This window comes from Enterococcus italicus DSM 15952 (assembly GCF_000185365.1).
Lineage (GTDB): Bacteria > Bacillota > Bacilli > Lactobacillales > Enterococcaceae > Enterococcus_G > Enterococcus_G italicus.
Map to the genome: position 1 here is coordinate 1,285,593 of NZ_GL622241.1, position 15,127 is coordinate 1,300,719.

At 42.1% G+C, this 15,127-nt stretch carries 13 protein-coding genes; 1 reads left to right on the plus strand and 12 read right to left on the minus strand.

The window, feature by feature from the left end; translation table 11 throughout:
- Position 1: 1 nt before the first annotated feature.
- From trpX (HMPREF9088_RS06055) to HMPREF9088_RS06065, 3 genes are all read right to left on the minus strand, one after another.
- Positions 2–1,021: a tryptophan ABC transporter substrate-binding protein gene (gene trpX / locus HMPREF9088_RS06055; protein WP_007208283.1), complete on the minus strand. Its 1,020-nt coding sequence runs from the start codon at positions 1,019–1,021 to the stop codon at positions 2–4.
- 1 nt (position 1,022) lies between these two features.
- Positions 1,023–2,039 carry a tryptophan ABC transporter substrate-binding protein gene (gene trpX, locus HMPREF9088_RS06060; protein WP_040366552.1) on the minus strand — a complete coding sequence of 339 codons (1,017 nt, stop codon included), beginning with the start codon at positions 2,037–2,039 and terminating at the stop codon, positions 1,023–1,025.
- A 293-nt stretch (positions 2,040–2,332) separates the two neighbouring features.
- The gene (locus HMPREF9088_RS06065) at positions 2,333–2,893 is read right to left on the minus strand and encodes a hypothetical protein (RefSeq protein WP_052607487.1); all 561 of its coding nucleotides are present in this window, start codon (positions 2,891–2,893) and stop codon (positions 2,333–2,335) included.
- A gap of 153 nt (positions 2,894–3,046) precedes the next feature.
- On the opposite strand from HMPREF9088_RS06065, the gene efbA reads away from it, so the two are divergent.
- Positions 3,047–4,750, plus strand: a complete 1,704-nt coding sequence (gene efbA, locus HMPREF9088_RS06070; protein ID WP_007208286.1) for a fibronectin-binding protein EfbA — start codon at positions 3,047–3,049, stop codon at positions 4,748–4,750.
- A gap of 4 nt (positions 4,751–4,754) precedes the next feature.
- Here the strand turns inward: efbA and HMPREF9088_RS06075 are convergent, their stop codons facing one another.
- The 9 genes from HMPREF9088_RS06075 to HMPREF9088_RS06115 all read right to left on the minus strand — a co-directional run bounded on the left by HMPREF9088_RS06075 (position 4,755) and on the right by HMPREF9088_RS06115 (position 15,120).
- Entirely contained in the window at positions 4,755–5,492 is a 738-nt protein-coding gene (locus HMPREF9088_RS06075) for a carbonic anhydrase family protein (protein WP_007208287.1), read from the minus strand.
- 82 nt (positions 5,493–5,574) lie between these two features.
- Positions 5,575–6,204 carry an orotate phosphoribosyltransferase gene (gene pyrE / locus HMPREF9088_RS12380; protein WP_007208288.1) on the minus strand — a complete coding sequence of 210 codons (630 nt, stop codon included), beginning with the start codon at positions 6,202–6,204 and terminating at the stop codon, positions 5,575–5,577.
- A complete protein-coding gene (gene pyrF, locus HMPREF9088_RS12385) occupies positions 6,205–6,927 on the minus strand; it encodes an orotidine-5'-phosphate decarboxylase (RefSeq protein WP_007208289.1) in 723 nt (240 codons plus the stop codon). It lies immediately after the preceding gene.
- Positions 6,924–7,856 carry a dihydroorotate dehydrogenase gene (locus tag HMPREF9088_RS06090; RefSeq protein WP_007208290.1) on the minus strand — a complete coding sequence of 311 codons (933 nt, stop codon included), beginning with the start codon at positions 7,854–7,856 and terminating at the stop codon, positions 6,924–6,926. Before HMPREF9088_RS06090 ends, pyrF begins: the two co-directional genes overlap by 4 nt.
- Entirely contained in the window at positions 7,853–8,620 is a 768-nt protein-coding gene (locus HMPREF9088_RS06095; protein WP_007208291.1) for a dihydroorotate dehydrogenase electron transfer subunit, read from the minus strand. The genes HMPREF9088_RS06090 and HMPREF9088_RS06095 overlap by 4 nt, the downstream gene beginning before the upstream one ends.
- 22 nt (positions 8,621–8,642) lie before the next feature.
- Positions 8,643–11,822, minus strand: coding sequence for a carbamoyl-phosphate synthase large subunit (carB, locus tag HMPREF9088_RS06100; RefSeq protein ID WP_040366554.1), 3,180 nt, complete (start codon positions 11,820–11,822; stop codon positions 8,643–8,645).
- Complete coding sequence (locus tag HMPREF9088_RS06105) at positions 11,797–12,903, minus strand: carbamoyl phosphate synthase small subunit (RefSeq protein ID WP_040366557.1); 1,107 nt, start codon at positions 12,901–12,903, stop codon at positions 11,797–11,799. Before HMPREF9088_RS06105 ends, carB begins: the two co-directional genes overlap by 26 nt.
- A gap of 2 nt (positions 12,904–12,905) precedes the next feature.
- On the minus strand, positions 12,906–14,186 hold the full coding sequence (locus HMPREF9088_RS06110; RefSeq protein ID WP_007208294.1) for a dihydroorotase: 1,281 nt from the start codon (positions 14,184–14,186) through the stop codon (positions 12,906–12,908).
- A 10-nt stretch (positions 14,187–14,196) separates the two neighbouring features.
- Positions 14,197–15,120 (minus strand): aspartate carbamoyltransferase catalytic subunit, encoded by a 924-nt coding sequence (locus tag HMPREF9088_RS06115; RefSeq protein WP_007208295.1) that lies wholly within the window; start codon positions 15,118–15,120, stop codon positions 14,197–14,199.
- Positions 15,121–15,127 lie beyond the last annotated feature (7 nt).

The following is a 15,127-nucleotide window of genomic DNA, read 5'->3' on the forward strand; positions in this document are numbered from 1 at the left end:
GCTAGTCTCCCCCTACGATTGTTGCGTCTTTTAATACATCTTCTGGAATTGTGATACCTAATTCCTTTGCCTTCTCTTCATTTACAATGACATTCCCCGTTGATACGACATCAAAAGGCAAGGTTGTTTTACTCGTTTGTTTTAAGACTTTCGCCACTAGTTTTGCTGTACGGATACCAAGTTGATACTGATCTTGGCCGACAGTCGCCAAGCCGCCTTCTTCAACCATGTTATCAACAGAAACAAAGACTGGTTTCTTTGCTTTGTTTGCTTCGTTCACTAAGGTTTGAAATGCGCTAGCGATACCATTGTCTTGCGGAACATAGATGACATCTGTCTCTTGACTCATCACTTGGACGGTTTGTGCCAAATCATTGCTAGATTGAATTGCATAGCTTTTGATTTCGTACCCAGCTTCAGTACCTTTTTCCGTGATTGCTTTAACATAACTTTTTGAATTTTCTTCATTGGCGGAATAGATGACACCAATCGTTTTTGCATCAGGTAATAATTCTTTTAAAAGCTTGATTTGATCAGCGATGGGAGCTTTATTTTGTACGCCGGTAATATTACCGGTAGGCTCTGTTACACTAGTCACTAGTCCCGACCCCACCGGATCAGAGATTGCACCTGCCACGATGGGAATCGTCGTTGTTTCATTGGCAATGGCTTTCGCTGCTGGTGTTGCAATCGGAATTAAGACGTCAGGATTTTCTGACACCAATTGCTGGCTCATTGTTTTGAGCTTACTTTGATCTCCTTGCCCGTTTAAAAAGGTAATGGTCGCATTTTTCCCATCTGTATATCCTTCTTTATCCAAACCATCGATAATTCCTTTTTTGATTTGATCTAGTGAGGGATGGCTAATGTATTGCAAAATGCCAATTGTGTAATGTTTTTGCGTGCTTGTCGTGGTTGTAGCTACCTTGCTGGTTCCTTGTTGCAACCCTACGAGATACCCACCAATCCCCAATGCCAAAAAGAAAGCCAGACCGGCGATGCCCTTACTTAGTTTTTTCATCTCATTCGTCCCCTTCAATCGTCGCTTTTTCTAAAATATCATCTGGGATATTAATACCAAGAAGTTCTGCTTGTTTTGTATTCACAATAATATCCCCACTAGAGAATGTATAGACTGGTGTGGTCGCTGGGTTTGATTTTCCATTTAAGATGGCCGCAACCATTTCACCTGTTTTGATGCCCAATTCTTTTTGATTGATTCCAACCGTGGCAAGTCCACCTTGTTCGACCATGGTATCCACAGATGGGATAATCGGTGTTTTGGTTTTGTTGGCTTGGGCAACGACACTAGCCATGGCATTGGCAATTGTATTATCTAATGGCACATAGATAAAATCGACTGCTTCACTCATTACTTGTACAGTTTGACTAATTTCATTGGTTGAAGGAACAGCATATTTTTTCACTGTATAACCCAATGCTTCTGCAATTTTTGTCGCTTCTTCGACTTGATATTTTGAATTGTCTTCAGCCGATGAATACAAGATTCCGACTGTTTTGGCTTTTGGCAAAAGCGTTTGTGCCAATTCAAATTGAGCGTTGATTGGTGCTTTATCTGAGACCCCAGTTATATTGCCACCGGGTTCTTTTAAGCTAGCGACCAATTTGGCACTAACAGGATCAGTCACTGCACCCAAAACGATGGGGATCGTCGAGGTTGTATTGGCTAGAGCTTGGGCCGCAGGAGTCGCGATACCAACCAATACATCTGCTTTATTATTTACCAACTGCTCACTCATCGTTGCTAGCTTACTTTGGTCGGTTTGGCCATTTTGAAAGCGAATGGTCAAATTGTCACCTTCTGTATAGCCACCTTTTTTTAATCCTTCAATGACGCCTTCTTTAATGGTATCTAGTGCTGGGTGACTGACATATTGTAAGATACCTACCGTCTTATGAGTCGTTGTTTGTTCACTCGATGAAGCCTTGGTCTGTTTCACACCCATGCCATACCCATACATCGACACTAAAAACCCAAATAATAAAAAATAGGAAAAAATCAAGCTTTTGTTTTTCATTCTTTCTACTCCCCTTTTCATAAAAAAAAACTGCATCGATTGGCAGTTGTAAAAACACAAAAGCCGCGTATAATCTACGCGGCTTCGTAAGTATTTATCCGACATAGATACAGTTTTTAGATGTGCACTCTAAAAAGTTGTATCTATGGATATGAGTCCATCAATACAACTACCTACGCCAAATTTGCCATGCTGTTGCTTGCATTTTCACGTGATTCGTTCTCATGATTTTCTCCCCTTTTTTTAATGTTGGTTAAAATATACCGTAACTTCCAACATCCGTCAATCTTTTTTTAATTTGTTTCGTTATCTGTAATATTCCACATCGGTAACCGATTCATTTCCGGAATGAGTTCGCTAGTTGGTTTTTTAAGTGAGGCATAGGTAAATTGTTTCTTTTGTACCCCTTTTTGGAAAAAGACAAACGTTGCTTCACTTGAAGCTAGCTTGTATTGCATTTCGGTCGTCTGGACATCATAAACTAAGGGATAGACATAGATTATCCGATTTAATTCAGATTCTTTTTCGTTTATTAACTGGAAAATCTTTTGATAATTTTTGGCTTGTGGGCTCACAAAAAGAACCGACAATGCAGCCTTTTTACTAACCATTTCATCTAACTCACCATATGGGATTAGCGTTAATTTTTTGGTTGTTTGAAATGCGTCGGTGGCGACTTCATTGATTTGCGATTGACGAATCGACACACGCATCTGTCTCGTCAGTCTTATCCCAATAAAGATGACAAACAAAATAATAACCAAAACGATGCCACTTTTTACTACTTGTTTGCGATTGAGTGATTGGATCTTTTGCAACCACTGAGCAACTATACCTTTTATCTTATTCTGCATATGCTTATCCTTTACTTCATCCATTTCTCACTTATAGTAGCAAGAAAAAAAGCATATCGTCAAGTTGCAATTATGAAGGGCGGTACATGTCTTTGTTTTTTACTGTATTTTCGTTATAATGATAGAAGAATCTATAGAAATGAGGGATGAAAGATGTCATTTGACGGAATTTTCACCCACTTAATGGTCCAAGAGTTATCCGAAACTTTAGTTAGCGGCCGAGTGAATAAAATTCATCAACCGTATGACAATGAAATAATATTAGTCATTCGTACCAAAGGAACCACTCATAAACTGTTACTTTCTGCACATCCTGCTTATGCGCGAGTCCAGCTAACGAATATGACGTACCAAAATCCAGACACACCACCTAATTTTGTAATGATGCTACGCAAATATCTGGATGGCGCCATCTTATCAAGTATCCAACAAATCGATAACGACCGCGTGATTCACTTAGTCTTCCATAAACGAAATGAACTCGGTGATTTAGAACATATTGTCTTAGTGGTCGAACTTATGGGGCGGCATTCGACAATCTTACTGATGAATGAACAAACAGGAAAAATATTAGATACCATCAAGCACGTGGGTAGTTCGCAAAATAGCTATCGACTCTTGCTTCCGGGTGCAACGTATCTTGCGCCGCCACCACAAGATGCAGCAAATCCATATGAGCTGGCTGACTTGGAAGCCTTCGATAAGTTATCCACCTTGCCTGAATTCACAGCAAAGGCTATCCAGCACATCTTTCAAGGATTTGGCGGTGATACAGCCAGTGAATTAGCCTATCGCTTACAACAAGCACCTAATGCTCGCTTACAAGTATGGCAGGAATTTAAAAAAGATCTATCATCGCCACAAAGTTGTTACTATGTTTTAGAAAAAAAAGAGTTTTTTACGCCTTTTTCTTTCCAATCACTTGATGACAAGGCAGTGAGCAAAAAGCAGTTTGCATCATTAAGTGCCTTATTAGATGCATTTTACCATGAGAAAGCTGAACGAGATCGTGTCAAACAGCAGGGCAGCGAATTAATAAAAAAGGTCGAAAATGATTTGAAGCGAAATGAAAGTAAGCTAAAAAAACGCGAACAAACATTGATCGATTCAGAATCCGCTGATGACCTACGTCAAAAAGCGGAATTATTGACTACCTATCAAGCACAAATTGAGCGCGGTCTAAATACGATTGACTTACCGAATTATTATAAAGAGAACCAAGTCGAAACAATTGCACTGAACCCGGCTCTATCCCCTGTGCAAAATGCTCAACGCTACTTCCAAAAGTATCAAAAATTAAGGAATGCGGTAAAACTAGTCGGAACGCAAATTGCAGAAACCAAACAAGAAATCCTCTACTTGCAATCGGTCTTATCCCAGCTCGAGCTTGCTCATCCCTCTGAAATTGCTGGCATTCGAGAAGAATTGATTGCCGGGGGGTATTTAAAACCTTCAAAACGGGTGCAACAAAAGCGCACAGCAAAATCCAAGCCAACCATGTTCCGCTCAACAGACGGAACGGAAATTCTTGTTGGAAAAAACAATCTAGAAAATGATCAACTGACGATGAAGCTAGCGAGAAAGACGGACTACTGGTTACATGCCAAAAATATCCCTGGCTCTCATGTCATTGTGCGCTCTGATGACCCTAGCGAAGAGACGTTACTAGAAGCTGCTGAAATTGCCGCCTTCTATTCAAAATTTCGCCAATCAGCGCAAGTCCCTGTGGATTGTGTGCAAGTCAAGCATATCCGAAAGCCCAATGGCGCCAAGCCCGGATTTGTGATCTATGAAAATCAAAAAACCTATTTTGTCACTCCGCATGAAGAACATGTCCTTACAAAAAAAACTAGCTAGTTAGCTAGTTTTTTTCTACATAATAGATGGATCGCCCTTTTGTTTCTTGGATGGGGCGATTATTTTTTTCTAGTAATTCATCGCTAAATTCTTTTAAAAACTCTGGATTAAAATGCTGAATCGTCTCAAACACAAACCATTGAACCGGACCAGCAGTCGGCGGCGTCGTCAATGAGCCGGTATAATGAAAATAAGACTGATTTTGAGGCAAAAAGATGGCAGGCGAAAAGGTCTGCAAGTGATTAAGAAAATCCCATTTTGATTGTATGTCCACTTTGTCTAGTTCGACTGCTTCCGTATCAAATGTACATATGACACCGACGACTAGGTTTTTTTGTTGCTCACTAGTATGAACCAAGTGGAATTCAATCTCATGTACTTGTCCATCGATGATGTGTTCACTCGGGCGATGGAAATGAATATCCGTCAAAAAATAGCGCACATTTTGAAACACGACATAGCTTTCATGGCTATACGGGACAAAATGCATCGTATTTTTGAATTCTTTTTCGGTAAAGCGTTCGGTTTGGTAATGAAAAAAAAGTTGTGCTTGCTCACTGTTTTTTATCACATGATTGCCGTGTGAAAGTGAAATTGGCGATTGATAGGGATACTGTGCTCCTTTTGCGAACCAATCACAAAGCTCGTGCCAGTGTTCTGGTCCTGTTTGTCCTTCATAACTCCACTCTACATCCATATTGCGTTTGATTTGTTTACTCACGTTTGCTTCGCCAACTTTCATTCTAGAATAACTATCAGTATAATATAGATGTAAGAAAAAAAAAAACGAATGACGCCTCGCCGCATTCGTTTTTTTGCTTTGACTAATTTAACCAGTTTTCTGGGTTTTCTTTCCATTTGCTTAGCAAGTCTTTTTGTTCTGGACGAATGTAAGCTTCTTCTTGGGCGACATTAATTAGGGTTGAATAATTGGTTAATGTCACAAGTGGTGTAGTGGCATTTTCAAAATTTTCTTTTCCTTTTGGTAATTCATAGGTGAAAATCGCTGCTACGCCTAGCACATTGGCTCCTTCGTTTTCAGCAGCTGCACAGGCTTCTAACACACTACCGCCAGTTGAAATCAAGTCTTCGATGACGACCATCTTTTGACCAGGTGTGATCCGTCCTTCGATTTGATTGCCTTTTCCATGATCTTTGGGCTTGCTACGAATATAGACCATCGGCAAGTCAAGCAACTCAGCTACCCAAGCTGCATGCGGGATGCCGGCTGTGGCTGTTCCAGCAATGACTTGGGCATCAGGGAATGTCGCTTTAATCTTTTCAGCTAATCCTTTGGCAATTTTTTTTCTGACAGCTGGATAGCTCATCGTCAAGCGGTTGTCACAGTATATCGGACTTTTCATACCGCTTGCCCAAGTGAATGGTTCTTCAGGGTTTAAAAAGACGGCTTTAATAGCTAATAATTCATGGGCGATAGACATTTCTACTGACATTTAGTTTTCCTCATTCCATAAAGATTTGATTTCTTGGTATTTTTCATACGGGCTTTTCGCCTGTGTAATTGGACGACCGACTACGATATAGTCCGCTGTTAGCCCTCGTGCTTGGTTTGGTGTAACGACTCTTTGTTGGTCGCCCTTCGCATCGGTCAATAAACGAATTCCGGGTGTCAAACAAACAAAATCAGTCGAAGTTTGCTCGTGAATCCATTTGGCTTCCAAGGCAGAGCATACGACGCCATCCAAACCAGCTGTTTCAGTCAGTTTTGCGTAATGCAAGACACTTTCATGTAGGCTGTGAGGAATCAATTGTTCCGCTTGCATGCTTTGTTCACTAGTCGAAGTGAGTTGAGTGACTGCGATTAATTGAGGTTTGACTTGACTTCTGATGCTTTGCGCACCTTCAAGTAGCCCTTCTTTGGCAACTTTCATCATTTCACTACCACCTGCAGCATGGACATTGGTAATCGCTACGCCAAGTTTACCCAAATTTTTCATCGCGCGATACACAGTGTTCGGTATATCGTGTAGTTTCAGGTCTAAAAACACTTCATGACCTTGGTCTGTTAGTTCTTGAACGATGCTTGGCCCTTCTTTGTAAAATAATTCCATTCCGACTTTGACAAACAACTGCTCCTCTTTGGGAAATGTACTCAAAAACTGCTGGGCATCCTCTCTATTTGGAAAATCTAAAGCAATAATTGGTAAAGTATTCATTGGTTCCTCCTAGCTTTGGTTTCTGCGATGAGTTCGTCTAGACTACTAATTCCTAGCTCTTGCATCCGATTTGGTAGTTGTTCAATGAGTTTTTGGCAAATCCATGGATCGGTAAAATTTGCCGTTCCGACCGCCACAGCACTTGCTCCTGCCATAAACATTTCAAGCACATCATCGACGGTCCCAACCCCACCCATTCCAATAATTGGTAGGTCGCAGACTTGAGACACTTGGCGAATCATTCGGATGGCTACCGGTTTAATTGCCGGGCCAGACAATCCCCCTGTTTGATTGGCTAGAATGGGCAATCTCGTTTTAAGATCAATTCGCATTCCTAAAAGCGTATTAATCATCGTTAATCCATCCGCTCCAGCTTTTTCAACCGCTAAAGCAATGGACACGATATCAGTCACATTCGGGGATAGCTTCACATAAATAGGGACAGCCGATACCGATTTGACAGCTTTGGTTAACTCATACGCTACGTCTGGATCAGTCCCAAAGGCAATCCCACCTTGTTTGACATTTGGGCATGAAATATTTAGCTCGATTGCCTGAACGTTTGGCGCTTGTGAAATGGATTGGCACACTGCAACATATTCGTCTAAAGTGGAACCAGCAACATTGGCAATAATTGGTAAATCAGGATGCGACGAAGCTAATGTAGGTAAAATGTCGCTAGTAATTTTTGCGAGTCCTGGGTTTTGCAGCCCAATTGCGTTGAGCATCCCACTAGGGGTTTCGGCCACTCGTGGCATTGGATTTCCCATTCGAGGATCTAAGGTCGCAGCTTTAATCATGACTGCTCCCAGACAATTCAAATCATAATACTGAGCATACTCTTTGCCAAAACCAAAGCAGCCACTCGCAGGCATGATTGGATTTTTTAAGTCCAATCCAGGTAATTGAATACGTAGTTTAGACGTCATACCAGCACCTCTCTTGCTTGAAAGACAGGCCCATCTTGGCAGACTTTTAATGTTTCGTTCGGGCTCTCTTTTTTTGAGCAGACACAAGCATAGCAAGCGCCAATTCCACAGGCCATCCGAGCTTCTAATGACAGTTGAACATCTGGGACATTCTCATAATAACTAGCGACTGATTGGAGTAAGCCTTTATTGCCACAACTATAGATAGCATCTGGTACATCGACATTGGGAAAGACTGTCGCCACAGTACCACGTGCACCATAGCTACCGTCATCTGTTGCCACATGTACGACACCTAATTCCGCAAATTTGGCTAGATGATAGCGTTTGTCTTTACTGGCAAAACCAAACAAATGAGTGACGATGGCCCCTTTTTTGACTAGTTGCTTACTAAGTTCATACAAAGGAGGAATGCCAATCCCTCCTCCGATGACGAGTATTTTTTGCCCCTTTTGAACTTGCTCTATCTGAAAGCCATTCCCAAGTGGTCCCAAACAATCCAGTGTTGCACCTTTTTTTAATTCTGAGAAGACTTTTGTCCCCTCACCTTCTGTCCGGTAAATAAGCTTGCACTCATTTTTTTCTTTGGCAATCTCGTGAATGCTGATCGGACGTCTTAGGATGAGGTCTTCCCGTGGTACTTTGATGTGTAAAAATTGTCCAGGAACGTTCATTTCTTTTACAAGTTCACCTGCTAGTGTAAGTTCATAGATTTGTGGTGCAAGTTGCACTTGCTCGACAAGGTGCATCGCTTCTTGCTTCATGTCCTGACTTCCCTCCGATGGCTTATATTGAATTTGTCGCAAATGCGCGCGATTCCATCACTTTCAAAATAGCATCTGCCGTATCAAGTGAGGTAAAAAGTGGCACACCGTGTTCGACGGCATAGCGGCGGATCAAAAAGCCGTCTTCTGAATCTTGGTTCCGATTTTTGTCTGTCGTATTGATGGCCATTTGGATCATCCCTTTTTGAATTAGATCAATGACGGTCTCGCCTTCTTCATCGAGCTTACCGATTGATTGCACCCGTAGACCGAGTGAGGATAAATAGTTTGCAGTCCCTTTTGTTGCCCGTAAGCTAAAGCCAATATCCGAAAAGCGACGCGCCAATTCGGCCGCTTCTTCTTTTGATTCGTCGGCAATTGTAAATAAGACCGAGCCATATTCTGGGATGTGTAAACCTGATGCTTCAAATGCTTTGTATAATGCCTTTTCAAGTGTTGCATCCGAGCCCATTACTTCGCCGGTGGACTTCATTTCTGGGCCTAAGTAAGTATCGACTTTGCGCAATTTTGTAAATGAGAAGACTGGCGCTTTGACATGGACTAATTGCGACTCGTGATATAAGCCATCTTGATAGCCAAGACTTTGTAACGATTCGCCTAAAATCGCTTTAGTCGCGATTTGAGCCATCGGGATACCTGTGACTTTACTTAAAAATGGTACAGTCCGACTGGCACGAGGATTCACTTCAATGACGTAGACTGTCTCATCATGAATGACAAATTGAATATTCATCATCCCAATACAATTTAAGCCAAGCGCCAATTTTTTGGTATAGTCGATAATGGTTTGTTTTGTTTTTTCGCTTAATGTTTGTGGCGGATAGACAGCCATTGAGTCACCTGAATGGACACCTGCTCGTTCTATGTGTTCCATTATTCCTGGGATAAGCACTATTTTCCCATCACAAATGGCATCAACTTCGCACTCTTTCCCTACTAAATAGCGATCGACAAGGACTGGATGTTCTGGCGATGCCTTGACAGCGTGCTCCATATAATCGCGTAGGTCTGTTTCATTTTCAACAATTTCCATTGCCCGGCCTCCCAAGACATAGCTCGGACGAACCAAGACAGGGAAGCCGATTCGTTTGGCGATTGCTACGGCATCCTCTTTATTAGTAGCCGTGTCGCCTTCTGGTTGCGGTATTTCTAATTCTTTCAGGGCTTGTTCAAACAAGTCGCGATTCTCTGCTCGATCCAAGTCTTCAATCGTCGTGCCCAAAATCTTTACGCCCGCTTTGACTAATGGTTCAGCTAAATTAATCGCAGTTTGCCCACCGAATTGAACGATTACGCCTAGAGGTTGCTCTAAGTCAATCACGTTTAAGACATCTTCCAGTGTTAAGGGTTCAAAATACAATTTATCTGAGATTGAAAAGTCTGTCGACACTGTCTCAGGGTTACTGTTCATAATTACTGCTTCGTATCCTGCCGCTTGAATAGCTTTAACCGAATGAACCGTTGCATAGTCAAATTCAACCCCTTGACCAATGCGGATTGGCCCAGAACCTAGTACTAAAATAGAAGGTTTTTCTGACACAATACTTTCATTTTCCCATTCGTAGGTACTGTAGAAATAAGGTGTCTCCGAGGCAAATTCACCCGCACAGGTATCGACCATCTTATAGACTGGTAAAATGGCGTTGTCTTTCCGTAATTGGCGTACTTGGTTACTTGTCGTTTGCCAAATTTCGGCAATCTTTTGGTCGGTAAAGCCGTATTGTTTGGCCACTTTTACTAGCTCGTTATCAAATGGTGCCTTCGCAAGCGCATGCTCTAGTTCAATGATATGCAAAAGCTTATCGAGGAAGAAGAGATTGATTTTGGTCATTTCTTCTAATTCTTGAATGGTATATCCTCTTCTGATTGCTTCAGCTAAATAAAAGAGACGATCATCTTGAGCTTTGACGATTTTATTTGTCAGTTCACTATCCGGAAAATCGACTAATTCTTTTAATTCCATATGATGTGTGCCAATTTCAAGTGAGCGTACCGCTTTAAGTAACGATTCCTCAATGGTGCGACCGATTGCCATCACTTCACCGGTGGCCTTCATCTGTGTGCCGAGTAGACGGTCACCATGTTCAAATTTATCAAACGGCCATCTCGGAATCTTCGCCACCACATAATCGAGCGCTGGTTCAAATTCGGCATACGTGGTTTCAGTTACAGGATTTTTCATCTCATCAAGGGTTAAGCCTACCGCAATCTTGGCTGCTAATTTTGCGATTGGATAACCTGTAGCTTTACTTGCTAAGGCTGATGAGCGCGAGACACGAGGGTTAACTTCGATAACATAATATTGGAAGCTTTCAGGATCCAAGGCTAGCTGAACATTGCAGCCTCCTTCGATTTTTAGCGCGCGGATGATGGTCAATGATGCGTCACGAAGCATTTGGTATTCATAATCCGAGAGAGTCTGACTTGGTGCAAAGACAATTGAGTCACCGGTATGAATCCCCACTGGATCAAAGTTTTCCATATTACATACCACAATTGCGTTATCTGCCGAATCACGCATCACTTCGTATTCAATCTCTTTAAATCCGGCGATACTGCGTTCGATTAGACATTGGGTCACAGGCGATAGCTTTAAGCCGTTTTCAGCAATTTGACGCAACTCTTCTTCGTTAGCACACATGCCTCCACCAGTTCCGCCTAGCGTAAATGCGGGACGGACAATGACTGGGTAGCCGATTTTTTTGGCAAATACAACAGCTTGTTCAACCGTCGTAATGATATCTGATTCAGGAATGGGTTGTGCTAATTCTTCCATTAATTTTTTAAATAAATCACGGTCTTCCGCTTGGTCAATCGCGCTTAACTTCGTTCCTAATAATTCGATCTTTAATTCATCTAGAATACCAGCTTTTGATAGCTCCATCGCCATATTTAACCCCGTTTGCCCACCTAGCGTTGGTAAGATGGCATCTGGCATTTCTTTGCGTAAAATACGAGAAACAAATTCATACGTAATCGGTTCAATATACACACGATCCGCGATTTCGCGATCTGTCATGATAGTCGCAGGATTGGAGTTAACTAAAACTACTTCATATCCTTCTTCTTTTAATGCTAAGCATGCTTGGGTGCCTGCGTAGTCAAATTCGGCAGCCTGACCAATGACAATCGGACCAGAACCAATAACCATAATTTTAGAAATATCTGTTCGTTTTGGCACGTTCTTTTTGCTCCTTCCATGCTTCCATTAATTCAATAAACTCATCAAACAAGTGAACGGCGTCGTGTGGACCTGGCGCTGCATCCGGGTGAAACTGGACACTAAACGCTGGGAACTTACGATGGCGTATTCCTTCAATCGTCTCATCATTGACTTCGACGTGGGTAATCATCAACGCTTCCTGGTCAATCGACTCGGCACTGACTGCAAAGCCATGGTTTTGCGATGTGAAGTCAATTTTGCCCGTCGCAATCTCTCTAACTGGATGATTCAAGCCTCGATGGCCGAATTTCATTTTGTATGTATCTGCCCCATTCGCTAGAGCGAACAGCTGATGACCCAAACAAATACCAAAGATTGGTAGTTTCCCTTGAATCCCTTGAATCATTTTGACTGCTTCTGGTAAGCTCTTCGGATCCCCCGGGCCATTTGTCAGCATCACACCATCTGGAGCCAGCGCTAAGATTTCTTCCGCTGTCGTACTATAAGGCAAGACGGTTAAATTACATGAACGCTTCGAAAACTCGCGCATAATACTATGTTTTAACCCAAAGTCAACAATGACCACATTATGACCTGTACCAGGACTTGGATAGGCTTTACTAGTAGATACTTGTTGGACTTGATTGGTAGGTAATACCGCAGCTTTTAATTGATCATACGCATGTTCAAACTGATCACCGATATCAACGATGCTTGCTTTCATCGTGCCGACTTCGCGAATTTTTTTGGTCAATGCACGGGTATCAATCCCTGCAATTCCTGGAATGCCTTTATTTTTTAAAAATTGATCCAGAGTCAGTTGTGAGCGCCAATTGCTAGGTACGCGAGCAAATTCCTTCACGATAACACCTTTACATGTGGGAACAATCGACTCATAATCATCGCGGTTAATGCCATAGTTACCAACCATTGGATAGGTAAAGGTAATGATTTGACCATTAAAGCTTTGGTCAGTAATTGTTTCTTGGTAGCCTGTCATACTTGTTGTAAAGACGACTTCCCCAAAGACGTTTGTCGGAGCGCCAAATCCTTCTCCTTCAAAATAGGTGCCATCTTCTAATATTAACCAACGTTTCATTCTTATTCCTCCCTTTGCCATACAACTTCGCCATTTACGAAGGTGTAGACGGTGTCGCCAGAAAAAGTCCAACCATCAAATGGGGTATTCACACCCATCGATTCAAACTTGTTCGCATCTACTTGGTAATTTTGTTCAAGGTCAAAGACCGCAATATCGGCTGGACGACCAACATCTAGGTACCCAGCTTTTAATCCAAAAATATCAGCTGGCTTTTTTGTCATCCAATCGATGACTTGTTTTAATGTAAAAATACCTGTTTGTACAAACTGGCTGTACATGAGTTGAAACGCATATTCAGAGCCCACGATGCCGAATGGTGCGTTTAAAAAACTTTGCGATTTTTCTTCTAATCCATGAGGTGCATGGTCAGTCGCAATACAATCGATTGTTCCATCCAATAGACCATCGATCAACGCTTTCTGATCTTCTGTGGCCCTTAATGGAGGATTCATTTTCCAAAAACCAAAGTCACTTTGAATATCTTCATCTACTAAGCGTAGATGATGGGGGCAGACTTCACACGTCACATGAACACCAGCTGCTTTTGCATCTCGAATCACCCGAACACTTTCTTTTGTCGATACATGACACACATGATAATGGACACCCGTCGCCTCAGCTAGTAACAAATCTCTAGCAATTTGCGATGACTCTGTCACACTCAAAATACCTGGCAAACCGAGTTCTTTAGAGCGCTTGCCTTCATGCATAACTCCGCCAAATAAGAGTGACTCGTCTTCCGTATGTGCCACCACTGGCATACTTAGTTTGGCAGCTTCTTTCATTGCTAGATACATCGTACCCGCTGTCTGTACGCCGACACCGTCATTAGTAAAGGCAAAGGCGCCCGCCTCTTTTAGTTGTGCATAGTCGACTAATTCCTCACTGCGTAATGCTTTGGTTAATGAAGCATATTGCAATACATTGACTTTCGCATCTTTTTTTAATATCGTTTGAATATTTTGAAAATTTTCTTTGCTATCGGGGACTGGATCAAGATTAGGCATGGCACAGACTGTCGTAAAGCCCCCTCTAGCAGCAGCCATCGAACCGGTCGCAATGGTTTCTTTATAGGTAAAGCCAGGTTCTCTAAAATGCACATGTACATCGACTAAGCCCGGAGCTGTGAATTTCCCGTCTAATGCATAGACTTGATCAAATGCTTCTTCTTCAAACGACTGGCCAATCGCATAAATTTTTCCATCTTCAATCCAAATATCGAAAATCCCTAACTCGCCTGAAGCGGTAAATAGATTGGCATCTTTCAGTAATGTCTTCATTCAAATCCTCCTATAAGATAGCTTCCGTTAATACTGCTTCTAATATGGCCATACGCGCGTAAACGCCATTGGTCATTTGAGTAACAATTCTTGATTGCTTGGCTTCCACTAATTCACTTGCCAATTCGACATCGCGATTGACTGGTGCTGGATGCATGATAATCGCTGAGGGCTTCATTTGGCTCGCTCGCTCAATGGTCAGTCCATATGTTTGATGGTAGGCCTCTTTTGAAAACACCTGCTTGCCATCATGATGACGCTCATGTTGCACGCGCAGCATCATCATCACGTCGACTGATTTTACAAGCTCGTCAATCGGTAAATAAGTGCCGAACGCCATATACTCTTCAGAAAACCACTCCTTTGGTCCTGAGAAATATACCTCAGCTCCCAAGCGCCGCAGCATCTGCATGTTTGATTTTGCCACACGAGAATGGACGATATCACCAACGATGGCTACTTTTAGTGAATCAAATGTGCCAAATTCCTCATAAATGGTCATTAAATCAAGTAAACACTGACTAGGATGCTGACCACTACCATCGCCACCATTCACAATTTGTGTTTTAATGGTCTTGCTATCGATTAGCGGTTGAAAAAATGCTTCCTCAGAATGTCGAATAACACAGACATCCGTTCCTAGTGCCGAAAGTGTTAAAATCGTATCATACAAGGTCTCACCCTTTTGGATGGAGCTGGTGGATGTATCAAATGAAAGAACATCCACCCCTAATTTTCGTTCGGCCGTTTCAAAGCTAGTATGTGTACGAGTGCTATTTTCAAAAAAGAGATTTGCTGCAAAATACTGCTGCTTTTCAGGTTGCCACGTTGCACCTTTTTTGAATGCTTCTCCTCTTCGAATCAACTTCATTACCTCTATATTTGACAGTCGTTCGACACTGACAAAATGATTTAGTATTACGCGATCATTCATGGAATCA